This window comes from Paenibacillus monticola (assembly GCF_009664975.1).
Lineage (GTDB): Bacteria > Bacillota > Bacilli > Paenibacillales > Paenibacillaceae > Paenibacillus_AQ > Paenibacillus_AQ monticola.
On the sequence record NZ_WJXB01000023.1, the window covers coordinates 1 to 26,476 of the forward strand.

17 protein-coding genes and 1 pseudogene are annotated in these 26,476 nt (G+C 47.2%); 5 read left to right on the top strand and 13 right to left on the bottom strand.

The annotated features are described in order from the left end of the window. From GJB61_RS30280 to GJB61_RS30300, 5 genes and pseudogenes are all read right to left on the bottom strand, one after another. Positions 1 to 2,483, bottom strand: a pseudogene (locus GJB61_RS30280) (HNH endonuclease); the annotation flags it as partial. Positions 2,484 to 2,685: 202 nt separating this feature from the next. Beyond that, positions 2,686 to 3,480 (bottom strand): glycoside hydrolase domain-containing protein, encoded by a 795-nt coding sequence (locus GJB61_RS30285; protein ID WP_154122740.1) that lies wholly within the window; start codon positions 3,478 to 3,480, stop codon positions 2,686 to 2,688. Between the two features lie 52 nt (positions 3,481 to 3,532). Further along, complete coding sequence (locus tag GJB61_RS30290) at positions 3,533 to 3,799, bottom strand: hemolysin XhlA (protein ID WP_154122741.1); 267 nt, start codon at positions 3,797 to 3,799, stop codon at positions 3,533 to 3,535. 111 nt (positions 3,800 to 3,910) lie between these two features. After that, positions 3,911 to 11,404, bottom strand: a complete 7,494-nt coding sequence (locus GJB61_RS30295; RefSeq protein WP_154122742.1) for an HYR domain-containing protein — start codon at positions 11,402 to 11,404, stop codon at positions 3,911 to 3,913. Positions 11,405 to 11,494: 90 nt separating this feature from the next. After that, positions 11,495 to 11,899 (bottom strand): hypothetical protein, encoded by a 405-nt coding sequence (locus tag GJB61_RS30300; RefSeq protein WP_154122743.1) that lies wholly within the window; start codon positions 11,897 to 11,899, stop codon positions 11,495 to 11,497. A 256-nt stretch (positions 11,900 to 12,155) separates the two neighbouring features. On the opposite strand from GJB61_RS30300, the gene GJB61_RS30305 reads away from it, so the two are divergent. After that, entirely contained in the window at positions 12,156 to 12,515 is a 360-nt protein-coding gene (locus tag GJB61_RS30305) for an RNA polymerase sigma factor (protein WP_154122744.1), read from the top strand. 29 nt (positions 12,516 to 12,544) lie between these two features. After that, complete coding sequence (locus GJB61_RS32060) at positions 12,545 to 12,673, top strand: hypothetical protein (protein WP_229522535.1); 129 nt, start codon at positions 12,545 to 12,547, stop codon at positions 12,671 to 12,673. 278 nt (positions 12,674 to 12,951) lie between these two features. Here GJB61_RS32060 and GJB61_RS30315 read toward each other — a convergent pair whose 3' ends face one another. Further along, positions 12,952 to 13,329, bottom strand: coding sequence for a MerR family transcriptional regulator (locus GJB61_RS30315; RefSeq protein WP_154122746.1), 378 nt, complete (start codon positions 13,327 to 13,329; stop codon positions 12,952 to 12,954). A 199-nt stretch (positions 13,330 to 13,528) separates the two neighbouring features. Here GJB61_RS30315 and GJB61_RS30320 point away from each other — a divergent pair, with 199 nt between their 5' ends. Then, positions 13,529 to 14,386, top strand: a complete 858-nt coding sequence (locus GJB61_RS30320) for an SDR family oxidoreductase (protein WP_154122747.1) — start codon at positions 13,529 to 13,531, stop codon at positions 14,384 to 14,386. 28 nt (positions 14,387 to 14,414) lie between these two features. On the opposite strand, the gene GJB61_RS30325 is transcribed toward GJB61_RS30320, so the two are convergent. From GJB61_RS30325 to GJB61_RS30340, 4 genes are all read right to left on the bottom strand, one after another. Then, entirely contained in the window at positions 14,415 to 15,290 is an 876-nt protein-coding gene (locus GJB61_RS30325) for an amidohydrolase family protein (RefSeq protein WP_154122748.1), read from the bottom strand. Continuing rightward, the gene (locus GJB61_RS30330; protein WP_154122749.1) at positions 15,277 to 18,447 is read right to left on the bottom strand and encodes a GNAT family N-acetyltransferase; all 3,171 of its coding nucleotides are present in this window, start codon (positions 18,445 to 18,447) and stop codon (positions 15,277 to 15,279) included. Before GJB61_RS30330 ends, GJB61_RS30325 begins: the two co-directional genes overlap by 14 nt. Positions 18,448 to 18,827: 380 nt before the next feature. Next, positions 18,828 to 19,241: a hypothetical protein gene (locus GJB61_RS30335; protein ID WP_154122750.1), complete on the bottom strand. Its 414-nt coding sequence runs from the start codon at positions 19,239 to 19,241 to the stop codon at positions 18,828 to 18,830. A gap of 352 nt (positions 19,242 to 19,593) precedes the next feature. Beyond that, positions 19,594 to 19,854: a hypothetical protein gene (locus GJB61_RS30340; protein ID WP_154122751.1), complete on the bottom strand. Its 261-nt coding sequence runs from the start codon at positions 19,852 to 19,854 to the stop codon at positions 19,594 to 19,596. Between the two features lie 499 nt (positions 19,855 to 20,353). On the opposite strand from GJB61_RS30340, the gene GJB61_RS30345 reads away from it, so the two are divergent. Both GJB61_RS30345 and GJB61_RS30350 read left to right on the top strand, forming a co-directional pair. Further along, complete coding sequence (locus GJB61_RS30345) at positions 20,354 to 22,159, top strand: LTA synthase family protein (protein ID WP_229522536.1); 1,806 nt, start codon at positions 20,354 to 20,356, stop codon at positions 22,157 to 22,159. Positions 22,160 to 22,317: 158 nt separating this feature from the next. After that, positions 22,318 to 23,367, top strand: coding sequence for an iron-hydroxamate ABC transporter substrate-binding protein (locus GJB61_RS30350; RefSeq protein ID WP_154122753.1), 1,050 nt, complete (start codon positions 22,318 to 22,320; stop codon positions 23,365 to 23,367). 287 nt (positions 23,368 to 23,654) lie between these two features. Here GJB61_RS30350 and GJB61_RS30355 read toward each other — a convergent pair whose 3' ends face one another. From GJB61_RS30355 to GJB61_RS30365, 3 genes are all read right to left on the bottom strand, one after another. Beyond that, a complete protein-coding gene (locus GJB61_RS30355; RefSeq protein WP_154122754.1) occupies positions 23,655 to 24,794 on the bottom strand; it encodes a hypothetical protein in 1,140 nt (379 codons plus the stop codon). 196 nt (positions 24,795 to 24,990) lie between these two features. Beyond that, positions 24,991 to 25,545, bottom strand: coding sequence for a GNAT family N-acetyltransferase (locus tag GJB61_RS30360; RefSeq protein WP_154122755.1), 555 nt, complete (start codon positions 25,543 to 25,545; stop codon positions 24,991 to 24,993). Positions 25,546 to 25,663: 118 nt separating this feature from the next. After that, complete coding sequence (locus GJB61_RS30365; protein ID WP_154122756.1) at positions 25,664 to 26,476, bottom strand: ABC transporter permease; 813 nt, start codon at positions 26,474 to 26,476, stop codon at positions 25,664 to 25,666.

Sequence of the window (26,476 nt, forward strand, 5' to 3'; positions counted from 1 at the left end):
TTGGAAATGTCTACACCGAGCAGATACTCCCACATCTTGCCTTCCAAATGGCTGAGCGAACGCTTCGCCGCCTTGCCGAGCGCTCCAATCCGGGCAAGTACATCCAGAAAAGTAGCTATGAGAAGGTTGCCTAGCGTTGAGATTAGCTTGGTATAGAAGTTCTGCACCGCTGCCAGAGCCTGGTCCACCTTGGCGGCCAGGAAGTCCATGACCTGTGTGACTTTGTTTTTTAGCTTCTGTGCCAACTGCTTGACGGCCTTAATTGCCTTGTCGACGACTCCGTCAATTTTGCTGCATATTTTCGCGGCGATGCCAGGGAATTTGGCAAATACCACCGAAACCAGCTTTTTAAGCAGCGTGCCCAGTCCCTTGATCAAGGTGGTGATCAGCTTGCGGCCCAGTTCAATAATGCCCAACACTGCCTGCTTGGCTTTGTCAAAAATGAACTTAACCGCTTTTCTAAGGCCCTCGAAAATAAAGTTGACCGCTTTCTTGACAAGATCGACAACTGCTTCGAGTTTGCCCTTCACCCAGCCGAGGAAGCCGCCCTTCTTCTCTTCCTTTGCTTTTTCCTCTTCATGCTTCCCGTCTGCATCCTTCTTGGCTTTGCTGTAGGCCTGAGTGGCTTCCCGTTCAGCTTCGGACTGCTTCTTCTGCGCTTCGCGCTCTTTCTCCGTCCGGACGCTGTTAATCTCACCCTTTTTCTGCTGTGCTGCCGCTCCGGCCTGCCCGGCATAGTCGGCTTCAGCCGTATCCAGCTCATTTTTCCATTCGCCCCGCAGGTTGTCGACCTCCGCCTTGGCCCCGGCCTGCTGGCTCAGCTGTTTGTTCTTGGTATCTGCCTCCGCCTGCTGGATTTGCGTGTGGCTGTCTGCTTTGGAGATCAGCACCTTGCTGTCGAATTTCTCTTTTTCCTTGCTGTATTCAGCCTGCTTGGCGCCCAGCTGCTTCTTCATTTCCGGAGCAAGGCTGTGATTCAGCCCGGCTGTCATATCCGCAGGTATTCCCAGTACAGGCAACTTTTTGGCTCCAGGTACGTTGCCGCCTTGCAGTTCTGTGGAAGACTTCAGTGTGGAACCGTCTGGCTCGGGATAGATATCACTCTCACCAAACGGATTGTTGATCTGGCCCGTCTCCGCCTGCTTGGCTGCTCTCACCTGCTGGGATGCCTCCTGGTTGAAGCCCTCAAGCTGGGATGGATCTGCCTCGCCAGTCATGCTGATTCCCGGCGGTTCAGCCGCTGCGGAACGGATTTCGCCCATAATGGCCTCAGGATTACCTTCCGAGCCGGAAGAACCGATGTTCATTTTGTTCAGGTTCCCCGCAATTGCAGCTCCGCCTGAACGCTCACTCTTAAAGCCTTCTGGAGCAGCGTGCTTCAGCGTCCCTGGCTTTTTCCGGGCTTGCAGCACCTTCCCCTTTAATCCTGTCGGTGCGGGAACTGCAGGCATCCCCTGCTTGGTCTTCTGCTTCTGCTTCGCAAATGCTCCTGCCGATACATTCACAGCCTGGGCATAGGCATCCCCCAGTTCAGTAGGCTGAACCTGTGTCAGCTGATCCAGGATTTGCCCCGGATCTTCTCCGCGAATGCTCACCTTCTTGGCCTTGGCCGGCTCTTCCTTCCCGTCTCCCGCCAATGCACCCAGTGCATCTCCCAGCGAAGGCTCCTTCGCAGCTCCCTTCCCTGCGGATTCTCCCTTGGCCTCTTTGGCTTCATCTGCAGGCTTCGTTTCCTTGCCGCCCATGGACGCTGTGGATTCCTTGGCATTCTTCGCATCCTTGGCTTCAGCAGGCTGGTCTTTTTCGGCCTCTTTCCCCTTTGGAGCCGCTTCCTCTTCTATGGCCTGCTGAGCAGCTACTGTCTTATCTTTCGCTGCGGCCTTTCCCTGATCTGCCACCCCTTTGCTGTCTCCAGTGCCGGAAGGAGAACCTCCAGCTGGGGTTTTAACCCACACTTTGAGGCCACCGTTACTCTGTGCAGTCATGTTGGACTTTTCATTCTGTTGTGTCTTCATTTCAGTCTGAGTGCTGACTTGCTGCACCTCAGCCTGCGCCGATACCGGATTTTGCTCCTGAGGCTGCTTTTGCTCATTTGCAGGCAGCTCCGCAGCGGTTGAAGGAGCCTCTTGAACCAGTTCCGGGAGAGCTGGCTCCTGGTTCTGATCAGCCTGGGTATTCTCCGGACTTCCCTGCCCTTGTTCGACTGGCTTCGTCTCAACAGCGTTCTTGGTCTTACCCTCTTCGCGGCTATCCTTCAGACTGGACAACAATTGAACCACGGCACGGTTGCCCAAGGTACGCTGGAGTGCCAGTTTATCTTCCCGGCTTAAGGAAGCCGGATTCTGCCGGACACGCCGGATAATCTCTACCGGGTCCGGTTGCTTCGCAACTGCCGGCCGTACGAAGACCTGTGAATTACTGTATGGTTTATGACCACTGGAAATTTTTTCTTTTTCCTTGCTCACGGTTGCTTGGGTCTGCAAACTGAGTCCCCCTCTGTAAAAAAATCGATCCTATAGATAAAGTAAAATCCATAGCGTTTTTTACAGCCGGAGGCATAAATAAATCCATTTATTGAATTAATTATAAAAAATGTGAATGCCAAAAAAGCCACCCGGGGGTGGCTGTAATCAAAAGCTGTTGAATCATGAATATTTTAATCAAAGCGGCCTAACCGTCTTCTCTTTACTTCTCTCCCTCTACCGCTTGTCCCGATGCCTGGCGCAATTCATCTGCCAGACGGTGAAATTCCTCTCTGGATTCCGGGCTCCCTGCCGCCATATAGGCGGCTTTAATGAAGGCAATGATCTTATTCGCATCCTCTTTGTTCAGCATATAGTCATTCTCCTCCCCGTTTGAACTGCCCGGCTGTTGAACAACCACAGGCAGCGTGTTCCACCATCCCACATCTCCACTGGACAGATCCAGGTCCACATTCACACCGTGGATCGGCTGCCCCAGCCCTTTGGGACCGTTGTCGTACTGATAAATGTGAATCCCCTCTACCTTCCGGCCTTTACTCCAGGCATAGGTCTGCCAGAAGCCGGTGCAGGCCTTGGCTGCCATCGCGGCCTCAATAACCGCCGCACTGCCGTACACACCTGACCGGAAATTCCGGGCGGCTTCACCCGCTGCCTTAATGTACTGATTTACCGTATCCATCTGCTTGGCAGATGCGTCAAAATCTACGGCAAAGTAGATCCGGCTCCCGATTGGCTGTCCAACAGCTAACGCCGTCTGTGCAGCAATCGCTCCGTCAGTCAGACCGGCGGCACGTCCGCCCAGCGCACGGCTGGCGACCGTTTCAAACACAGAGACGATCTGCAGTCCGGCAGCGCTGATGGCCGCCGCCTCTGCCTTAGTAAGCCTTTTCCAGCCTGATGGCACGAGGTAACGGCAGGCGAACACATAGCCGTCATCACGGAACTGCTTCGCCAATTTCTTCGTCAGTGGAGCCGCACAATCAAATCCCTTGGCCATTCATACCTCTCCTTCTTCCCGTCTATCATCCACTGCGGATATTCATTTTCTGCTACCCGATCAATATTTTCATCAACAGTCCCGCAGCCGCAATAAACAACCCCGTACTGCTGATAATAGTTCCTACCAGCCAGCGCTGATTCTCCCCTTGCCTGAGCTTCAATCTGGACAGTTCATCCCGCATCTCATCCATACGCAAATGTGCTGATTTGCTGCTCTGCATGGCCTCAAGTGCAATATCTCTTGCGCTGTTCATAATGTCGAGCTTTGTTTCTACGCGGGTCAACCGTTGAAGTATTTCATTCATGTCGTCTGGCATATCGTACCCCCGGAATGGAGATGGTTGATCTTTCGATAATGAATATAGACTCCAAGCCGCAGCCATTTGACGGCGGCAGCCTGGAAGCTATACCATGCTGCACTTGCCCGCTTACGGTTCCATACCTGCAATCAGATTGCCGGAGGAGTAGACCGTAATTTTGTTGGTATCCGTATAATCTGTTGCCGATGCATTGAAGGAATAGTCATTTGTCTGGGTATAGTTGGAATAATTCGATTTCCAGAACCGGCATTGGATTTCTACTTTTTCACCCGGCTTCAGACTTCCGGCACTGCTGGAGAAGCTGATTTCCAAGTAATAATCGCTGCCGGTTTTGCTAGTGGTCTTTTGGAAGCTTCCTGTGATATAAGACTGAATATTTCTGCTACTGGAACCGAATACCCTGGAGTAATCGGTATAGAAGCTCTGGGATTTCTCTCCATCGATGGTGTAGTAGTATCTAAGCTTGATGTTGGAGAGCTGCATGGTGCTACTGCTTGTGTTCTCAAAGATTATTCTCGGAAAAATCGTATTCGTGGTGCCCGTTCTGGTGCTGTTATACGATTGGACCTTGAATACCTGAGATACGGTTACGTACTGCACTGCCGTCGATACATTGCCGTTCACGTCCGTTGCGGTCCAAGTGACCACTGTTTTCCCTACCGGGAATCCGTCTGCCGGAGCATCATTCTTCAGCGTGAACCCGAAGATATCGCCCACTGTCGCTTGGCCCAGAGTCACAGAAGTTTTGGTGCCGGTCGCCGTAACCGCTACATCTGCTGGTGCTTTCAGCACCGGCTTCGTCGTATCCTTCACCGTAATCTTCTGCACACCTGTGACGCTATTGCCGTTCTCATCCGTTGCCGTCCAGGTCACTTCTGTCGTTCCCAGCGCATAATCCGCCGGTGCGTTGCTGGTCACCGTCACCTTGTAAATATCCGTGCCTGTTGCCAGACCGATATCCACCGGAGTCTTCAACGCGGTCGCTTCCACCGTCTTATCTACTGGCAGCTTCAGCACCGGCTTTGTCGTATCCTTCACCGTGATCTTCTGCACACCTGTGGTGCTATTGCCGTTCTCATCCGTTGCCGTCCATGTTACTTCTGTCGTTCCCAGCGCATAATCCGCCGGTGCATTGCTGGTCACCGTCACCTTGTAAATGTCCGTGCCTGTCGCTAGTCCGATGTCTACCGGAGTTTTCAGTGCAGTGGCTTCGACGATCTTATCCTCCGGCAGCTTCAGCACCGGCTTCGTGGCATCCTTCACTGTGATCTTCTGCACACCTGTGGCGCTATTGCCGTTCTCATCCGTTGCCGTCCATGTTACTTCTGTCGTTCCCAGCGCATAATCCGCCGGTGCATTGCTGGTCACCGTCACCTTGTAAATGTCCGTGCCCGTCGCCAACCCGATGTCTGCCAGAGTTTTCAGTGCGGTCGCCTCCACCGTCTTATCTGCCGGCAGCGTCAGCACCGGCTTCGTGGTATCCTTCACCGTGATCTTCTGCACACCAGTAGCGCTATTGCCGTTCTCATCCGTTGCCGTCCATGTTACTTCTGTCGTGCCCAGCGCATAATCTGCCGGAGCGTTGCTGGTCACATTCACCTTGTAAATATCCGTGCCCGTCGCGAGTCCGATGTCTGCCGAAGTTTTCAGTGCGGTCGCCTCCACCGTCTTATCTGCTGGCAGCTTCAGCACTGGTTTTGTCGTATCTTTCACCGTGATCTTCTGCACACCTGTGGCGCTATTGCCGTTCTCATCCGTAGCCGTCCAGATCACTTCTGTTGTGCCCAGCGCATAATCTACCGGAGCATTGCTGGTCACCGTCACCTTGTAAATATCTGTGCCTGTCGCTAGTCCGATGTCTGCCGGAGTTTTTAGCGCAGTGGCTTCAACGATCTTATCCTCCGGCAGTTTCAGCACCGGCTTCGTGGTATCCACAACCGTAATCTTCTGCACGCCTGTGGCACTATTTCTGTTCTCATCTGTTCCGGTCCAAGTCACATCAGTTGTGCCCACTTCAAAGTCTGACGGAGCATTGTTAGTAATAATTACATTGAATATGTCCGGGAATTTCGCCTCCCCAATGTCAACCGGAGTCTTCAGCCCAGTCGCCTCCACCTTCCTGTCAGCAGGTAAGACCATTCCCGGCTTCGTCGTATCCACCACTGTAATCTTCTGCACACCCGTACTTGTATTACCGTTCGCGTCCTTCGCTATCCAGGTAACCTCCGTCGTACCCAGCGGATAATCCGCAGGTGCGTTGCTAGTCACAGTCACATCATAGATATCTGTGGCTGTAGCTTCCCCGATCTCCACCGGCGTCTTCACTGCCGTTGCTTCTAAAGTAATATCTGCCGGAAGCTTAAGCACGGGTTTTACGGTATCCGTTAGGGTCACCGTTACAATGCCAATCATGGCATTTCCACTGCTATCCTCGGCCGTCCAGGTTACCTTGGTAGTTCCGAGAAGGAACTTCGCTGTTATGTGGTCTCCTGATGTAATTGGATCTTGTTCACCAAACCCAGGAGCATCTGTAGTTAAAGTAACTGGGAACAGTTCCAGCACTTCAGGTACTTCCAGCTCTACCGAAGTTGCCAGAGCTTCTGCTTCCTTGGTCAGATGCAGAGATCCTTTGAATTTCAGCACCGGTTGTGTCGTATCCTTAACGGTGATTCGCTGTATCCCTGTAATTTCGTTTCCATTTACGTCCTTAGCCTTCCAGGTGACTGTCGTCATTCCCAGCGGATAGTCGTCAGGAGCATCCGATGTAACTGTTACAGGGTAGATATCCTCCGCCATAGCTTGCCCTATTTCAATAGAGGTACGAACCGCTGTTGCCTCTACCATCTGGTCCTTAGGCACAGTAAGCGTCGGCTTCGTCGTGTCCACTACCGTAATTTTTTGAACAAAGTTAGTCTCATTTCCGCTCTCATCTGTTGCCGTCCAAGCGACCTCAGTTATACCTAACGGATAATCTGCCGGAGCATTGCTCTTAATCGTATACTTGAAAATATCTGCTGCAGTCGCCTGGCCAATCTCCACCGGCGTCTTCACCGCTGTTGCTTCAACCGTCCGATCCTCAGGCACATTCAGCTGCGGGCTCGTGGTATCCACTACTGTAACCTTTTGCACCCCTGTAGCCACATTGCCGTTCGCATCGGTTGCCTTCCAGACGACTTCCGTTACACCCAGCGGATAGGCATCCAGGGCATTGCTGACAATCGTGTATTTAAAAATATCCGTTGCGGTTGCCTGCCCAATCTCCACCGGTGTCTTCACCGCTGAAGCTTCAATGCTGATGTCCTTTGGCACGTTCAGCTGTGGGCTGGTCTTATCTATGACCTTGATCTTCTGCACCTTGGTAGATACATTTCCGTTCACATCGGTTGCAGTCCAGATTACCTTCGTTTCACCGAGTGGATAAGCGTCCGGAGCGTCGCTGGTAATCGTGACTTTATAGATATCCGTTGCGGTTGCCTGTCCAATCTCCACAGGCGTCTGCACTGCAGTGGCTTCCACAGTCAGATCTTCCGGAACACTAAGAACAGGAGCCGTGTTATCCGATACCTTGATCTTCTGTACTCCAGTGGATTTATTGCCATTCTCATCTGTAGCCGTCCAGGTCACTTCTGTGGTACCTAACGGATAGGTTTCCGGGGCGTTGCTCTTAACAGTAACATCGAATAAATCGGTGGCCGTGGCCTTCCCAATCTCAACATGGGTCTGCAGCGCCGCAGCTTCTACGTTTACATCCTCCGGCAGAGTGAGTACCGGCTTCGTGGTATCCACTACCTCAACCTTTTGCTCGCGTGTGGACAGATTGCCGTTCTTGTCCTTCGCCGTCCAGGTCACCTCTTTCACTCCCAGGGGGAATGACGCCGGGGCATCGCTGGTCACTGCTATGATTCCGAAAATATCCGTGACTGCCGGCACCTGGAGCTGAACCGGAGTTGTACGCCCGGTTGCTTCAATTTTAAGATCCGGCGTTTCAGCTATTACCGGTGCAGTTGTATCTGTTACTGTAATCGTCTGCGTTCCGGTGCTGAAGTTGCCGTTCGCATCGGTCGCTTTCCAGGTCACAATCGTTTTGCCCAGCGGATAGCTCGCCGGTGCATTACTGACAATCGTTACCGGGAACAGATCCGTTGCCGTTGCCTTGCCAATATTGACAGGTGTGTTCACTGCTGTAGCCTCGATGCTGATATCCTCTGGAACTGCCAGTACTGGCAGTGTTGTATCAGCTACCGTGACTTTTTGCTTGCCTGTAATTGTTCTTCCGTTAGTATCCTTAGCGGTCCAAGTGACTTCAGTCGTTCCGAACGGATAGTCCGCCAAGGCATCGCTGGTCACTGTTACAGGAAAAATATCCGTTGCTGTTGCTTGTCCGATCTCTACCGGGGTACGAACTGCTGTAGCTTCAACCTTGACATCTGCCGGGATATAGAGATTAGGATTGGTCGTATCCACAACCGTCACATTCTGTGTCCCAATCGCCACATTACCGCTTGGATCACTTGCCATCCAAGTTACTTTGGTTGTACCGACAGGAAAATCTTCTGGCGCATCGTTACGCATCGTAAGCTCAAAAAGATCTATCCCTACAGGGTTGCCCAGATCAATTTCAGTTCTGATTCCTGTCGCCTCTACTGTAATATCAGCCGGTACAGTAAGGACTGGCTTGGTAGTATCCTCTATCTTGATAACTTGAGTGCCTACAGTTGCATTGCCATGTTCATCCGTTATCGTCCAGGTCACTTCGGTTGTGCCAAGCAGGAAATCTGCCGAAGCATTATTCTTGATCGTCACCGGGAATATTTCCGTGACCACCGGCAGGCCGATGTCCACCTTGGTTCTTTCTCCGGTCGCTTCTGCCGTTTTATTGCCTGGCAGCGTGACCAATGGCTTCGTCGTATCGACAATCTTCACTGTCTGCGTTTTCTTGGTGCTGTTGCCGTTCTCATCAGTAGCCGTCCAGGTCACTACCGTGGTTCCGAAGATAAAGCTGTCCGGTGCATTATTGGTTACGGTGACTTTGAAAATATCTGTAGCAGACGCTTGCCCCAACTCAACCGGTGTCTTAATGGCAGTTGCCTCTGCTGTAATATCTCCGGGCACTTTCAGCTCAGGAACCGTCTTGTCCGTAACGGTGATATGCTGCACCTCTTCCGAGACATTTCCATGCTCGTCTTTGGCGGTCCATATAACAGGGGTTGTACCTACCGGATAATCGGCCGGGGCATTATTGGTTAAGAGCACGTCGAACAGATCTGTGGCTTCGGCCTCTCCGATATCCACCTTCGTCCGTTTAGCATTGGCTTCAACTGTAATATCCTTCGGAATCGTCAGTTTAGGCTTGGTTATATCTGTAATAACGATGGTTTGATCTGCTGTAGAGGTATTGCCATTCTCGTCTTTAGCAGACCAGCTAACCTTGGTGGATCCCACCGGAAAGTCTTCCGGCACATTATTAGTAATAGTCACCTTGAAAATATCCGTGGCTGATGCAGTTCCAACAGCAACCGCTGTTCTTCTGCCCTCAGCTTCCTTCGTAATGTTGGCAGGTATAGTAAGCACAGGCTTGATCCTATCGACTACAATTACCATCTGTGTGGCTGTGGTTACATTGCTGTTCGCATCTGTTGCGGTCCAGGTGACTGTAGTTGGGCCAATGGGGAATTCCTTCGGCGCATCATTCACCACTATGACCGGGAAGATATCTATTGCCGATCCTCCAGTGACAACAAACGGTGTTTTTACAGCCGTGGCTTCCACTACGATATCTCCCTGCACAGTAAGCACAGGTTTCGTCGTATCCTTCACGGTGACTTTCTGCACCTGTGAGGAGGTATTTCCTACCGGGTCCACAGCTGTCCACTTTACGGTTGTCGTTCCGATTGGATAATCAGCCGGGGCATCGTTCGTCAGGATGACATCCGGAATGGAAATATCCTGAACGGAAGCTTTGCCAATATCGACAGGAGTACGTACTGCCTTGGCCTCAATAGTAATATCTGCCGGAACGGTGACTACCGGAATGGTCTTATCTATCTTCACTACAGTGTTCTGTACGGGCGTACTGTTCCCCGCTTGATCCACCGCCCAGAACGCAAGTGGTGTGATCCCCTCCGTCTGAACGGCGAACGACGCGGTTGTTCCTGTTACAATCTTCTCTTGCCCGTCTGCTCCCAGTGTATAATGGATTTCCTTAACACCAGAGTTGGCATCGGAGGCGGTGAGAGAGACCGTAACGTTCGTGCTGTTCCAGCCCTTTTCATTCGCTTCAGGACTTAGAATGCTGGAAACGAGCGGACCGCTCTTGTCAATCTTCACGGTCACTGTCCGGGCGGCTTCCGCATTCCCGGTTTTATCCACAGCCCAGTAGCTGACCGCCGTTGTTCCTTCCTTGTCAATCTCAATCCCGGCACTTGAACCTGCAGTTTTTACAGCATCACTCTCACCCAGCTTATAATAGATGAAATCCACACCGGAATATTGATCCTCTGCGGCAAAATGCAGTGCTACCTTCCCGTGGTTCCAGCTGCTGGATTCGGCCCCCGTCACTGTTGCGGCTGTAACCGGGGCACTTTTATCAATGTTAATGGGACCAAAGGTCGCGATGGAATAATGGTTCTTATCCTCATCACTGGAAGCTGCACTGTCAACAGCCTTCCCCGTTGCCGTCTGGCCCGCTCCTTCAGCCGTAAAGTTCTGATCGGAGGTCAGTGATTTGATGGCTGATAATGTATCTTCTGCCGTGTAATGAACCGTCACGGAATGACTGGTCCAGGTTCCGGCAATGTAAGGAGTCCCGGCATCATCCAACGCCGTGGCCTTAATCATAGGCGGCGTGGTGTCGATCAGGTTGGAGCCTACGGCACCGATCTCCACCTTGAAGGTGACTGGCTGCAGACCCGGGACCATAGCTTTCACCTCCAGGGTCTTAATGACACCGGTACTCTTGGAATAAACCTGGTAGCCTTCTCCTATATAACCCGTGTAGGTGTTAGCAGCAGATGCATACCCGTTTGCATCCGATACAACCGTGATTCCAGTGCTGTTAAGCCCGCGCATTACCGCGGTGATCGTGCTGTCCTCAGAAACAGTGAATGTAACCGGAATACCTGCCAGCGGATTACCCGCCAGATCCTTAACAGCCACCACCTGCGGAAGCATAAATCCGCGTCCCCCTGGAATAACACCCGAGGCCTGTGACAATTTGATCTGCTGCAGCAGCGGCGACACCGGAGCCATCGTCCCCTGCACATCGCTGACAGCAAGCAGACTCAGCTGATAGGCTCCATGATGCAATATGACTCCCAGTGTAGGGTCTACCCCATACACCGAATCATATACGGAATTGTAAACCGACTCTTTGACCGTTACTACATTTTCCGGCTGCTGCACGGGAGGCTCAGCTCCATATACCGCCGCAAAAGCTTTGCCCGCGGATTGACCAGGAGAGTCGTCTGTAAACATTTTCTCCGCTCCGAACACAGCGCCTGGCGCCAGCATCAGAATCAGGAGTGAGAGACAGAGCCATTTGCTGATTATGCCTAACCTTCCTTGCTGCACATGCTTCAATTTTCTTTTCGAATGTTTCATCATGCATCCCCTAACTTTTTTAGTAATGAGCGTATCGATTATGGCGAAACTTTGCCCCTCCTTTACTAATCAAAGGGAACTCCGGACAGTTTTTCACAACTGTTTATTGCGGTTCACATAAACTTCTATTTTCGTTTCCATCCATGCTTCAAGATCACCGATGACAAGGCTCAACTCCTCTTTGGCGGATTCCCCCAAGATGGCTATCGCTTTCTGTTTGGCCAGAAGGAAAGACTTCTCCATAGCGGCCGCGTCAAAAGAGCCTTGCTGCTTCAGCGTTTCTACGAACGTCTGATTCACGGCAATCACCGCGGATTCAACGGCATCCGCCGCCCGGTTCAGCAGAATGTTCACAGCCTCGCTTCCGATCCTCTGCTCCAGTTGGGCAATTTCCCGTTTGATATAAGCAATCACAGATTTTGCCATCAGACCAAGCAGCAGAATAATCAACACGGTAAGAATGGTATTGATAATCTCCTGTGTAAAATAGTCCTTCATCGCCCTCGCCTCCAAAAATGTGAATTCGACAATCTATCATTATTTTTCCTCATAATACAGGGTAATTAAGAGATTATTATTACAACTTTAGGTAGAAAAATAGTAATCATGTAAATTTATGTTTTTGATAGTTGTGGAATCTATGGAATATTTTACTTGTTATATGAGAGGATCAGCGAATGGTTGAAGCAGGCCTGGGGGAACAGGCTCCGCTGGACCCATCTGTTTTGGCAAAACTGAACATGGGGGAATAGTCATGGTTACCTGTGATGACGAGCTAGTTGAAATCTGCAGAAAGTTGTTGAAACGCTCAGCTTGGAGAATCCAATATAAGACCCGCATTCAGCTTATACGGGAAAGTAATCCGCTCTACGACAATCAGCTCTATGACAACAGCTTTGAGAGTCTGGTGATTTCGGAGTTGTTCGTTGTTGAACTTCTGGAAATGATCCCGTGGGAAAAATGCAGGTATATCATTAAAAAAACAGTGATTGACGGCATGGCTGAACAAGAAGTAGCGGGCGAGTTACATATGACTCAACAGGGGGTTAGCAAATGGAAGCGCAAGGGACTGGAAATCCTGAAGGAATATCTCATCAATTCATCGAGATCGTAAAAAAAGCGCAAAGCGGAGATAAAGCATCTATGGAAGATATTCTTAGTCTTTTCTCGCTAGATATCGAATATTTGTCCAAATTCATCATGCTGCCACGGGAAGAAGCTATCCAAACCTTGAAGATAGAACTTATTAATATTGTTTATCAGGATTTGTAAAGTAAGAAAGAACAATATTCATATCGTACATAACTTCTACCTTATCCAATCAGTACGACTAGGAATTCAATATAAATAGCTGCCTTAAGAAATCGAGGTTCATGAATTATTAGTCCAATGGATTCTCAATATGCGTAAATCACTTTTTAAAAAATACCTCGCAACAAAAACAAGCTCCTGTGATCAATCCCAGGAGCTTGCTTCACGTTTCGTCCACCACTTCAGTCTGTTCAAAATCCGGCCTCACCTATCTCCCAGAAAATCAATAACAACCTATACTATGGCAGTTTTTCGAATCTATTTTCTTGAGCATCGATCAATGCCATCTTGTAGTTGATTTTTTCCAGTGTTTTCATTAAAAGAAAGATTTGATCCTCGACTTTGCTTTTCTGTTGAGCCAGCAGACTTTTTCTTTCCTGCAGCTTACTGTCCCCGGCATTATAGAGTTCCACGTATTGTTTAATTTCCCCCAGAGATAAACCTGTTGAACGAAGTGCTTGAACCGTCTCAATCATATCCATATCAAAGTCAGTGTACATTCGCCCCCCATTCATGTTTCGATCAATAGGAGGAAGCACACCTTCTTTCTCGTAAAAACGCAGCGTATGCGTAGTGATGCCCAATTTTTCCGAAACTTCCTTAACTGTATAAGCCATATTCTTCACCACCACCAAGGATTAGAGTTACTCTAATGTATCTTACAGTCTGCTGCTGTCTTTTTCAAATATAATCCTTTACTCACAAGGTTCTAATATTTGAGTTTGACTTAGATAGACTATAACCTTGTAGAATTCATTTTAGAAATACATTTGTTAAACTACTATTCCACGTTGTACTTAAAAAGGAGAGATTCAAATGACAAAAACCGTGCTAATTACGGGTTGTTCCACGGGTTTAGGTTATACTACGGCTAAAAAGTTCGTAGATGGGGGATGGAATGTTGTCGCAACAATGCGTAAACCGGACGAGCGTATTGCAGAGGGAAATCCTGAAAGAATCTATGTGACAGCACTTGACGTTACCAACAGAGCGAGCATCGAGGCAGCGATTTCGGCAGGGATCTCCAGATTTGGTCAAATCGACGCTGTCGTGAACAATGCCGGAATCACCACTGTCTCCATTTTTGAAGCGACACCCATGGATGTCATCCGTGAAATTTTTGAGACCAATGTATTCGGCGTTATGAATGTGATTCAGGCCATTACTCCGCATTTTCGCAAACAAGGTGGCGGCACCATTGTTAATATCAGCTCGGGCATCGGCTTTGCGGCAGCTCCGCTTCTATCGATCTATACCGCGACGAAGCATACACTCGAAGGGATGTCAGAATCCCTTTCCTATGAGCTTGAATCGCAAAATATCTTAATTAAACTTGTAGAGCCAGGAGCCATGCGAAACACGAACTTCGCGTCGAGCCACACTGCAACCCTAAATACACCCATTCCTGTTGAATATAAACCGTATTTTGATCAAATGATGCATTCGATGATAAACAACTATCCCTTTGAAGATGCACAGGAAGACCAGGTTGCTGCTCAGGTTTACCTTGCTGCCAGTGATGAATCCGATCGGTTGCGTTATATTTCAGGTCCGGATGCAGAAGAGATGGCCAGACTGAGATGGACGACATCGGAAACCGAGTACCTGTCTACCATGCGGGAGTTGATGGGACAAACCGCATGGCGACAAGCAAGTATGAAAAGCAGCTCCTAGTTGTCGTGAGGCAATTGACGATTTACAATCAGAGCGCCGCAATCCGCTGCTGAATGCTTGGAAACAGCCCAAAGGCATTCTCGTAGAATACCTTCTCATGATGCTGCTCAGGTACGAGCCGGCGGACGAATTCTGCATAAAGATCAATGGGCGCAAGCGGCCAATCTGTTCCGAACAACATTTTATCGTAATGATCGGAGTACACTAGCGCCCGGCGAAAATGGTCCATGAACAAGGGTTCGTTCATGAACCGTTCAAAATGGGACCGATCGCCGACGACGAGGCCGGACAAATCGGCATAGACGTTCGGATTCTTGGCCACCACTTCGGCAGCGTCCATCACCCAGGGATCACCCAGATGGCAGATCATAAAGTTCACACCGCGCTGCTGAAAGGCTAATTCATCCACGGTAAGAGGATGAGAATACTTGAGCAATCCATTCATCGAGTACGTATCGCCAGTATGAATGACCACGGGCATGCCGTACTTGGCAGCCAGCTCATAGATCGGTGTATAGATTGAGTCATAGACATAATGATGATAGTACCCGGCATAAAGCTTAATTCCCGCTACCTCGGGAGCTTGCAGCCGCGCTTCGATGCGGTCCATCTCCTCTTGGGCGTGGTTCCCGGTGAGCCTGTTCGGATTGATGCCAACGCATTCCATTAAGAACGGCGGAACACTGTCTTCCAAGTCAAGGCCCATCGGATTGGGTGAAGTAGAGTCGGGAAAGGCTCCCTTCGTCTGCTCTGTGACACCCATACCAATACCGAGAACGACATCGTTCTTGTCAAACTCTGCCTTAAGGCCAGCTGCAGTGTAATCGACTTTGGACAGCTCCACCGCTGTTTGATGAAAGCTGTCAATGTCGGACAGATGAATGTGAATATCAATGATCGGCATTTGAGGTCTCCTCGTTATCAGTTGAATTGGCAAAGTTTAGCTTCAGAAGGCTACGTACATCCTCTGGATTCAGAGCGAGCTCTCCCAAGATTAGGAAGGTCGGCTGTGTCCAAGCGGTCTCTCCATTCAGAAGTGGAAGCTGGTGATTCACATTATGCGCGAACACCTTGTTGTTCACATACGCTGAAGCCCGCTGATTGGGATAACTATTCACAATATGCAGCATGTCCTGGCGTGAAGTCGCACCGATTCGCATGATCCCCTTAGAATCAAGCTGAGTTTCCATCTTTCCAAGCAGGAACTTACCTTCCTTGGGGAATTCCATCCAGCCTTCAGAAAAGACAGGCGAAGGCTTGAAGCAACTATCCTCCGATAGCGAAAACTGAGGCAGAACCACTCCACTTAAGTTGGTTACCGAATGCAGCATACAAAGCACAGGGACACCGGGCAGCATAAGGTAATGTTGGTTGATTGTGATCCCCCGATTTGCTTCCTGCTTCTCGATAGAAGTGGTTATTCGCAGCCCCTTCCAGACGTTGCCGTGCTCATCCATTCGCTTCACCCAAGCCGCGGTTCTCGGCTCCTGCTGCCGACTGAATCCACCCATGCCGGGAATTCCCACGCCAAGTCCACCGTGCCAAGGATTCCACCAGGAACGCGGGCCTGCTTGCGGATAGGAGCTGTCCAGCCATTCTTCCCCTCGGTGCTTCAGAGAATGCACGACGCTCCCGAATTCAGGAGCAGCCGCAATCGAGAGAATTCCATTGTTCACCGTGTAAATGGATCCAGCCGGGCCTTCTTCTATCCCACAAACGACGGTTGTTTCCGCCTGAGGGAACCAGAGGCTCGACCGCTCCTGAACACGATCCGCTCCGCGATAGACGACCCGGACCTTCCGGCCGGACTCACTGTGCCCCGGCGATTCCAGTTCCTCAGGAGAGAGTTCAAAATCCGCGGAGCGCAAATCCTGCTCCCTTTGCAACTCGATACCCGTTGCTATCCGTTCTGCTGCGCCATCGTTTTGCACATACAGTTCAAGACTCCCAGCAAGCGGAATCATCTTTCGTTCAATTAGTTCTGCATGAAGTGCCCCCGCTGCAAACGGATTTCCGCGGCCGAGTATTAATTCAAGATGATCATCCAGCACCGGTATGACCGAATTCCGTTGTTTCCGGGCGAAGGAGCGGAATTCCGACCAGTTGGTGAAGGTATTTAGAGCGAACACAGTCGCCTTTGTCCGCACGACATCTCCGCCGGAAATCCGGCCAAGATTATGCTCCAGCCCAAGCGTGTATTCCGGACGGAGCAGCTTCAGAGCAGGATCCCAGCAAATTCCGCAGGTGACGTTCTCTTCCTTGCAGAACAGCCAGTTCTCTGTGATCTGGGCGCTATCCCAATAACTTGGATCACCGGAGTGCGCATCGCCCATATCTACGTAATGGCCCTGGTATGGCAGGATGAGCCGCTTGCCAAAGAAGCCAAAATTCGTCAGCACATACACGTTCTCATCCAGCGCTTTGGTGCTGGTATTGCAAATCTCGTGATGAAACTCAGCGATTCCGTTTGCGAACAGCTTGGCCACCGTCTTTATCTCCAAGCCTGGGAAGTCATCCGACTCGTAGAGAGCTTCGAGAACCTGGCTCTCCCCTTCCGCATAAATCTTCACTTCTTTGGCCTGTTTCTTGGAGAATTCTTCTGCAAACGGCTTGCCTAATCTCGGAAAGGCCCACCAAAAGTTGTGACTGGAGCCGGGATATTCAATCCATATTCCATTGTCAATCTTGTTCAGATGGAGGGAGAATGCGCCGTTAACGGCAACCCACTGATCCCCCACCTGTCCACCAAAGCGGCCAAACGTTCCCTTCATTAGGACAGATAGTTTGCTTGTGAAGGAGACCGCCTTCTTTCCAGCAGAAACGGCCGTCACCTCAACATCTCGTGAGTAGAGTCCGTAAGACCGCAGAGTGAAGAGTATCGGCACAGAAACTTTGCTCTTAGCTGGAACCGTGAAGCGTACCGCACGATCATCCCATTTAAGGAATTCATCCTCCGGCAAGTCAAAAGCGAATTCTGCTTCTGAAGTGAAATTATTCTCTACGTTCAGGTATAGCTCAGCCGGAAAGCCCGGATACAGCTCCCTTGTTGGCAACGCTAGCTTAAGTTTGGCGGGAAATTTCGGAGCGATGCCCATGCGAAACTCCGCCCTCTTGCCACCGATAATCCAGTTACTCCTAACTACGGGATGGGTCTTCTTATCATTCTGCTCTTCCCGGACAGGGTCAAGCTCGAAATCACCTTCCACGATGACCGTTTCTCCCGGAGCAAGCGTCTGGGCAGCGGACAGATCAAAACGGATGTTCTTGTCGTTCTGGCCCTTGATCTCAATTGCCAGCTCGGACGTAGAACGGTTCTCGATGTGATAACGAATCTTGTAAGTGGAGCCGAATACAAGATCGTGGTCGTCAATCTCAGTGGAGATTTCATAGTCAGGTGTTTCGAGAGCGGTTAACCCACGACCGGTCTTCTCGAATTCTGCTCGCAAGGAGAGTTCTCCCTTTTGCCAAGTATAATCAAAGAAATCAAAGCCTCGCACTCGGCGGCCATCCGGTTGGATGGGGAGTTCGCGGGTGCTGTCGGCGTACCAATCCAGCTCCTCGAAATAGGGAGTGAGCGCTTCCATTTGCAGGACGGTTGGGATGAAGTTCATCAGATGGACGTAATCATCATTTTTTTCCCAGAAGAACCCGCATTTCTTATACATCGGCACAGCCTTGGTGTTGCCTCCCCAAGTAAACAGATCAAGACGCGGCCACCCCGCTTCGACCGTTTTGCGGACGGCGTGCAAGATCAGATTGCGGCCTACCTTGTAACCGTGATAGTCAGGTCGCACATTTAATAGCGGTACATACAAGGCCCCTTCATCTTGGCGGTAGTGTGCAAAACTGCAGAAGCCGACCACCTCCTTGCCATCGACGGCAAGAAACACATGAAGATTGGACGTAATCTCCATCTCCCGGCGCACACTGTCCTCTGTTCTCTGGCTAGTGCCGCCGCCCCAACTCTCGTTGCTACGGTTCCACATCTCAGCGATCGCTCCAGCGTAGGAAGGATCGTATTCGATAATTTGAATTTGTTCTGCGGTGGTATTTGCTGTCATGAACTCATCTCCTTATTATTCCAATATGAGTATGTATTCGTAACAAAGTCATTCTGGCTGGCGTCCCATAGCGGCAATAGAGATCGTAATCATTTTTCATAGAAAGGCTCATCTGAGCTTGGTCTGCCGCCCCCCTCACGATGGATCAATAATAGCCGTATGAGCTTTTTATTATACTATCATTTGGAAGATTGTGACAAGAACTTAGGCTCTTTCTCTTGCGAGAACCACCTCCACGCGACTTCAACAAAATGAATTAAAAATTATAAATAATCGTTTTACCGTTTAGGAAGGGTTTGCAATAATTCTCAATCAAACTTGGTAATTGTTCACGTATGCAAATATCACCAAAAACATGAAACCCTCTAGCTGCTCAGTGTCTATTCTTCTGGAAATAGTATTAGTGTAAACGGATAGTAGAGTATCTCGCAATTCACTTTGGGCCATAAGGGCACAATCCATTTCAAGACAGAACAATGCACTTCTTCGCATTCAATAACAACGCTTGTTACTAGCTTACCATTTAAATTCGAAACAGGGATTTGAACTGGTAAATCGGAATGAACCGACCATGCTAACAGATATTCTAATTCCGATTGAATCGCCTCGCGTGTATTATGCATGCCCTGCATGTTTTTTGTGACGGGTTTATGCATTCGCAACAAGTAAGTATCTGCAGATCCCTTTTCTTTTACCTTGTATGTAATATTTTCATTATGACGAATCAATTCTACGATAGGGTCAATAAATGAATACTTCAGTAAGACTTCCTTAAAACACTTAGTATAATCCATGAAATATCACCCCTATTTTAGTGAACAGCAAACCCCATATTATCGCAATAAAAATAGTGAAAGACACTAACTGGGAGGTTAGTGTCTTTCAACCGTCTGCTTGATTACGATTATTTAAAACCCAAAATGCTCCCTAACTAATTTAAATTGTTCTTCAATACTCATGTTAGGTGTTCTGTTAATGGTTCTGATACCATTCTTAATACAAGCGTTATTAATTTCATTAGAGAATTTAACCATGGATTTGTTACTGTGTTTAATCGTTTCCTCTGGATTAGTTGTATAGGCGTTAATACAATCCAAAATCATCTTATGGTCTTCTCTAAAGAAATATAGCCTCTCTATTTCCTCGTCAGATGTGTAAAGACATATCATTTTTTCCTTTGAAATAAAACCACTGATTCCAATCTAGATTAGGATTAGGCATTTGAAGGGCAGGATATTCAATAGGACTAGAGAATGGTCTGTATTTAAAAATATCATCTTCTAGGGTTCGAAATCCTAACTCTTTTATAAATTTATTAGTCATGGTGGTCTTCCCCGCACAAGGTCCACCATTTAACCAATATACATGCTTTAATTGATCTTTCAAATAATTATCATTTATTTTCATAGCTACCCCTCCTCAATTTGTTAATTTTGTGGGAGGTGGCGGATTCTTATTTTTCTATAACAGTGAAAACACATAATAGGTCCTCCTTTCTATTGCACAGATAATAATATTCTACGAGTTAGGGTTCTTTCCTCTAACATATTTGATTCACATAGAGTCACTTTTTGCATGCCAGTGCAATCTGTCCTAGCGTTGTATTTTTGACCGCGGCGATCTCGCGAACGATCTGCGCCGCCTTTATCTTCGCGGCAAGAATTCTCTGAGAAGTTGTGTGCCGCCATCCATTTGTGTTGTCGAGATTTATGAGTTTTCTCGAACTTTTTAGCTATAGCCTTCTTTGGAAGACTATCAAAGTATATTAGTAATCTCTTATAGTTGATTATGAAACCCACTATGTAATAGAATGAACTAATTAAAAAGAAAAGGATGCGCATAAGCAATGCGGTTGAATAAAACACACACTCTCAGCAAAAGATCCATACTGTTTTTCTCTATTATTATGCTTGTGAAAAGTTATTTTGCCTGGTATTACTTGTTCGAAGATGGGCCAACGTGGAGTACATTGTTCAAAGAAATTCCTTTTGTACTATTAATCTTTTGTCTGATTGAATGGTTCGCCACGAAACGGAAGATTGCCATCTATATGCTTGTTAATCTACTAATCACCATATTGTTTTTCTCCTTAATCGTCTATCATAATCACTTTGGCATTATTGCTACTTCTCAGGTAATCGGCCAGGCAAAGCAAGTGGGTGCCGTCAAGAAGAGCATTTTTGCAGTCATTCATCCTCAATATATGCTTATTTTTCTGGATATTATTATCATTAGCTTGGTTATGCTCAGCCGGAAGAAAGCGCTAGCCTGGAAGAAATCCATGTCTGGTCCTAGCAACCGGAAGGTAGTCGCTGCCTTGTTCTGTATATCCTTGGCATTATGTATGATGAATATCTTCCCAAACCAGGCCAGTATGAATGAGAACGTTCAAGCCGAGCAAATGGGCATTCTGAATTACGAAGCTTACGCCCTGCTTGCAGATCAAGAGGAAGAACAAATCGAATTCTCTCAAATTACACAACCTCTCATTGATCAAACAAAAGGCATTCAAGCTCAGTCCAACCCGGATTTATTCGGTGCTGCCAAAGGAAAGAATCTGATCATCATTCAAATGGAATCTTTTCAGAACTTCTTAATTCATTTATCTGTTGATGGACATGAAATCACTCCGAATATGAATAAGCTGGCGGACAGCAGTATCTATTTCCCCCGATTCTTCCAGCAGGTCGGGCAAGGGAACACCTCTGATGCCGAATTCATCGTAAATACTTCCTTTTATGTTCCGCCGGATGGTCCGGCTACGGAGATATACGCTCCCAAAGAGCTTCCGAGCTTACCTAAATTGCTGGAGGAGCAAGGTTACGACACCGCTACTTTTCACACGAATGAAGTTGACTTCTGGAACCGTGGCGAGCTATATAATGCACTGGGATTTAACCGGTACTATGACAAACCCTTTTTTGGTGAAGATGACACCCTATTTTATGGAGCATCTGATGAAGTTCTGTATTCGAAGACCGCCACTGAACTGGCCCGCATGAATGACAGCAGTGACCCTTTCTATTCACAGGTTATCTCGATGTCATCGCATAATCCATTCTCGATCCCGGAAAATAAATACCAAATGACTCTCCCGGAACGATTCGAGGGTACTTTTGTTGGTGATTACATTCGTGCCCAGAACTACGCGGATTACGCCCTTGGCCAGTTTATTGCAGAACTCAAGGAGAACGGTGTATGGGATGACAGCATAATCATACTGTACGGTGATCATCGCGGACTGCCTATTTTCTCGCTGAAAGATGAGGATAAAACCTTGATGGAGGAAATTCTGGACCATGAATATACGGAACGCGATCTGATCAATATTCCATTGATCATTGCCTCTAAGGGAGCTGTGACCCCAGGCGTAAACAATCAATTAGGTGGACAGGTAGATATTCTACCCACTGTAGCGAATTTATTAGGAGTTTCATTGGATAACCATATTCATTTTGGGCAGGATCTATTGAATCAGACAGCCTACAATTTGCTGCCCCAACGGTATTATTTGCCGACCGGATCATTCGTGAATAACGAAGAACTATTCTTATCCGGTAGTGGGTTCGAGGACGGCCAGCATTATACATTATCCAGTGATGGCAACAAACCACTTCAATCTACAGAAGATGAATTCAATCGTGCGCTGAAGCTACTCCACCTGTCCGACAGTTATGTAACACAATTACCGGATAGAGAAGTCAAGGAATAAGGAAGATACTAATATTCCTCTCGGCTAATACAGTAATATATAGGCACAGCCACCTCCACTTCGCAATTATGAAGCGGGGGTGGCTGTGCCTTTTTTTCAAAAAAGCGAAGTTAGGCAAACCCGCCAGTTATCATTATTAACGCTGGGGGGGAAGATAGATGAGACAAGTTAGCAGTAAATATACAAGAGTATTTTTGGTATTGATCGTATTAGTAGGATTATTTGTTATGTCAGCATGCGGCAATAACAGCAAGGTAGAAGAATCTGCAACATCTGTTATACCGGCTGAATCTTCACCAGCTTCCACCTCGCCTGTGACTTCGGCAACGCCAGAAGCAACAAGGACGGCTTCAGCAATTGAATCAATGGTGTACACGGACTTCAGCGGTGAAATTACCGTTCCGAAGAATCCTCAACGAATTATTGATTTGACAGGCAGCTATGCAGGCAATCTGCTTGCACTAGGTATTAAGCCGGTAGGCTTTACTCAGCACGCATTGGATAATCCCTATTTCGAAGGAAAAGTAGATGGGATTCAAAGCTTGGGTGACGGTACCTCTTATGAAAAAGTTCTAACCTTAGCGCCGGATCTGATTATCGGTTGGAACTTCATGGAAGACGAAGTATATGAGAAGTTTTCAAAGATTGCTCCGGTAATTCGTCTTGAATATGGAAAATATAATTATCGTGATCTATTGCTGGAATTCGGCAAACTAACCAATAGAGAGCAGCAAGCGCAGAATTGGGTAGATTCATGGAATACGAAAATTGCCGATTATTCACCTAAAATCCAAGCAGTTGTCGGAGATAAGACAGTTTCCATTCTACAGCCATATGCTAAAGGTATTTACGCCTTTGGAGATAACTATGCCAGGGGTGGGGAAATCATCTATGGGGATTTCAAGTTAAAGGCTCCTAAAATTATTCAAGAGAAAGCAATTGATACACATATCGGCTTTGCTGAGCTATCACTTGAATTGCTACCTGAGTATGCGGGTGATTTTATATTTACAAGTAATTGGGGATGGGATGATTCAGATCCCAACACCGTATATGATAGCAGCCTATGGAAGAACCTTCCTGCAGTATTGAATAAGCATGTTTATCAAATCGATCCTTTAGGCTCTTACTTTAATGATCCTATTTCATTGGAAGCGCAACTCGATTTAATAGTAAAAGGCTTTTTGGGCAAGAGTAAAGGGCTGTAAAATTTCAGCCCCTACTCATCAAACCGTACATGAGGTTTTCCCTCATACGGCTTCTCGAGCGTCTTACCGTTCCTACTTCCATGACTCATGTTGTTAACATGAGTCTCCTCTTTTCGTGACCTATTAACTCTATTAGTTGGAATTTCCTGAGACAAGCATATCAGTTCCCGTCCAGCGCATCTCATTAAAAGTACAGAATTCATTATGCTTATAAAAGCTCCAAATCTGTTACTGTAACACCTTTAAACAAGATATTACTTTCAGATGCAAATTTGCTAACCGTATTATCAAAGAAGTGAACCTATTTCTCGTAACTTCACTTGCCTATGAACAGGGATAGCCTTCAGTTGCTCATCGTTATCAATTTCAATTCCATCCCAATCCACGAACACCACGAAATCATCTGTAACCGGAAAATACTCAGACCAATCCACTTCATTCAAGGAATAGGCAACTTCCTGCCAGAACTCCTGTCTTTTATGCAAACAATTCCAACCGTCTCCTTCAAGACTCCAGTGAACATAAAGCGCGCGGAGCTTCTTAAGCAGTTCTTGATTCTCAATATACGTCTTAAAGCGTGTTGGGTGTTCTCCACCACTCCATAAACTGAACTGGTTATGATTCTCTTCAATTTGTTTAACTCTTACCCGCTCAAGACCCGGTTCATAAAGCGGATCTACCAAACAGTCTAAAGGATCATCATCTAGGTACAACACAAAAAAACAGAGCTGCTCACCGTTAATTTTTTGAGCCGTCGATTTAAATAAGATTGCGGACTCATTGATGACCTCTCTCTTCAAAACTTCACGCAATGCAGAGATTCCTTGTAGATTTAAGTGATTATAGAGGAGGCGCTGCATTCCATCAAAGACATGATAAAGCTCCCCATGTTCATCGTAAACCAAATATGTATTTGCAATATGCTTATATAGTTCCTCCCCAGTATACTTAGGATTACGAACTTGCATCAAACGATCATGCTCATAAATATACTCTTCCAAGTCATACCATGAGTTCTTCAGTTCCAATCCATGCCGCACAATAAACTCCACACAACGCTCGAATCTACCTAACTTCCCATAAAAAATTTTGATTGAATCTATCTTCCCTCTCACATACAAGCGTGTAATTACATGATCCGACTCATAACAAGTGTAACCATAGCCATCGATCAGATCATCGCAAGCTGTTACCCGCAGCTTGTGATCCTCATCAAATCCATAATGAATCCCTGTGTCCTTATCTGTAAGCTTCCCGCGATGAAGAGTGTTACGCTCGAACCAGAAAGGTGCCAGATCATAACGTTTTTCCTCTACAAACTCTGTTCTAACCACACTTTCTTCGGCTTCCTTTTTATACCTCGCATAATTTTGCTGTGCATCTACACATATACCCAAGTAATATTTTGCATCAATCAAATATACCATTCCTTCTCCTCTTAAATTCCGCAAAAACAATAAAAAACACAATATTATTATACTATAATGTGGAAACATTTGAACAATTATCATTTTTTTATGCCAAAGTGAAAAGACACTAACAGGAGGTTAGTGTCTTAGAACAAATACCATTATTGATTTTTAAAAACAAAACGAAACAAGTCTTCCTCAGAATTCCTGAGCGCTAAAAAGTGTTTGACATTGTATTACACAGCCAGACCATATGAATTGAACCGGGTCCCCAATAGTCCTCAACCGTCTTATAAGGCTCGCCAAATTTTCGTAGCCACCTCTCCTGAGCGCGTTTGTAGCCACTGTCCAAGCAAAATCGATCAACACCCTGTTTTTTAAGAGATGCCAGCATGCCCTTGATCAAGCTTGAACCGACACCTTGGCTCTGATAGCTTGGCAGAACGTATAAACTCCCCAATTCGCCTACATCATCCAGCTCATTTTCTGTGCATATCCGGATATCTTCGCCACAGGGTCTGTAGGAAATTGTGCCGACAACGACCTCATTTATTTTGGCAAGTAGGAAATAGGTATCCATTGTAGTCGGGTCAAGTGCTCTCTCAACTAGCCGCTTTTTATTTTCAATTTCTTGTTGAATATCATCTTGAAAATGTCCCAAGCCTTCTTTTTCAAAGGCATCTGTAATTGAGGCTTCAAACAGCTGGTTTACGGATAATGTATCGGCTTGAGTGAGATTGCCTATGGTCAGCTTATCATCTTTATTCATGTCTGCTCAGGAGCTTTGAACCGTATTTTCTTAACCATGTTAGTCCCCTTGTAATATTTATAGATTAGGAATTGCATGATTATTTTAACATAGAAGCAGTTGTTGATACTTCAAGCCCTTAACTACTAGCACTAGTATAATGTCTAAGAGCATAGTTCCAAAATATTCTTACTAGGATCAAGAAAATAAACGGAGCTGCGATTCCCCAGACCATCTCCAGCCTGCTTAACCCATGCAGCAGAAATAAGGGGGAATAGTTCGTAAGAAGAAACACAGGAATAATAAATGTCCCCACTCTCTGCAGCAAACGGTTATAAATCGTCATCGGCATCTGGTTGAAATCAAACAATGAGTTGGAAAGATCCGTTAATCCGGTTGTTTTCACTGTCCAGAAGGCGAGCATTTGAGGAATTAAAAATATACTATAGGTCGTAATGACTCCCAGAATCAGATAGCCTACATAACCAATCACATTAGCTGCGTTCACCTCAATATGCGATTGATTCCAGCCTATTGCGACCATAATCACGCCACCGATAATATTCGGCACAGCCACGGAAATATCTATACTTTTTAGAGTAGTAATGAATTGCAATGAAATCGGCTTGGTGATATACATATCCAAATCCCCGGTCCTGATCAGTTCAGGCAGCTTAATAAAGTTGAAAAATAAGAGGGCGGAATAGATACCAGACATAATAATATAAGTGCCGACAAATAACGTCACATTATAGGGCGTTAATCCGTTAATATTTTCGCCAACTCTAAACACGATGTAGACATAGGTCAGTTTAATCACGATATAACCAAGCTCAACCAACATACCAAAAACAAAGTTAATTCGGTATGCCATTAAAGAAATCAAGCTGTATTTCAGAAATAGGAAATAGATGTAAGCATATCTTCTCGTATTCTTCCAAATTTGAGACAT

Excerpts from the sequence above, each read along its gene's own strand:
- GJB61_RS30340 (WP_154122751.1), bottom strand. The coding sequence starts at position 19,854 with ATGAAAATAAATGATAATTATTTGAAAGATCAATTAAAGCATGTATAT.
- GJB61_RS30290 (WP_154122741.1), bottom strand. The coding sequence starts at position 3,799 with ATGCCAGACGACATGAATGAAATACTTCAACGGTTGACCCGCGTAGAA.
- GJB61_RS30330 (WP_154122749.1), bottom strand. The coding sequence starts at position 18,447 with ATGACAGCAAATACCACCGCAGAACAAATTCAAATTATCGAATACGAT.
- GJB61_RS30305 (WP_154122744.1), top strand. The coding sequence starts at position 12,156 with ATGGTTACCTGTGATGACGAGCTAGTTGAAATCTGCAGAAAGTTGTTG.
- GJB61_RS32060 (WP_229522535.1), top strand. The coding sequence starts at position 12,545 with ATGGAAGATATTCTTAGTCTTTTCTCGCTAGATATCGAATATTTGTCC.
- GJB61_RS30315 (WP_154122746.1), bottom strand. The coding sequence starts at position 13,329 with ATGGCTTATACAGTTAAGGAAGTTTCGGAAAAATTGGGCATCACTACG.
- GJB61_RS30350 (WP_154122753.1), top strand. The coding sequence starts at position 22,318 with ATGAGACAAGTTAGCAGTAAATATACAAGAGTATTTTTGGTATTGATC.
- GJB61_RS30295 (WP_154122742.1), bottom strand. The coding sequence starts at position 11,404 with ATGATGAAACATTCGAAAAGAAAATTGAAGCATGTGCAGCAAGGAAGG.
- GJB61_RS30355 (WP_154122754.1), bottom strand. The coding sequence starts at position 24,794 with ATGGTATATTTGATTGATGCAAAATATTACTTGGGTATATGTGTAGAT.
- GJB61_RS30325 (WP_154122748.1), bottom strand. The coding sequence starts at position 15,290 with ATGCCGATCATTGATATTCACATTCATCTGTCCGACATTGACAGCTTT.
- GJB61_RS30285 (WP_154122740.1), bottom strand. The coding sequence starts at position 3,480 with ATGGCCAAGGGATTTGATTGTGCGGCTCCACTGACGAAGAAATTGGCG.
- GJB61_RS30365 (WP_154122756.1), bottom strand. The coding sequence starts at position 26,476 with ATGTCTCAAATTTGGAAGAATACGAGAAGATATGCTTACATCTATTTC.
- GJB61_RS30320 (WP_154122747.1), top strand. The coding sequence starts at position 13,529 with ATGACAAAAACCGTGCTAATTACGGGTTGTTCCACGGGTTTAGGTTAT.
- GJB61_RS30345 (WP_229522536.1), top strand. The coding sequence starts at position 20,354 with ATGCTTGTGAAAAGTTATTTTGCCTGGTATTACTTGTTCGAAGATGGG.
- GJB61_RS30300 (WP_154122743.1), bottom strand. The coding sequence starts at position 11,899 with ATGAAGGACTATTTTACACAGGAGATTATCAATACCATTCTTACCGTG.
- GJB61_RS30335 (WP_154122750.1), bottom strand. The coding sequence starts at position 19,241 with ATGGATTATACTAAGTGTTTTAAGGAAGTCTTACTGAAGTATTCATTT.
- GJB61_RS30360 (WP_154122755.1), bottom strand. The coding sequence starts at position 25,545 with ATGAATAAAGATGATAAGCTGACCATAGGCAATCTCACTCAAGCCGAT.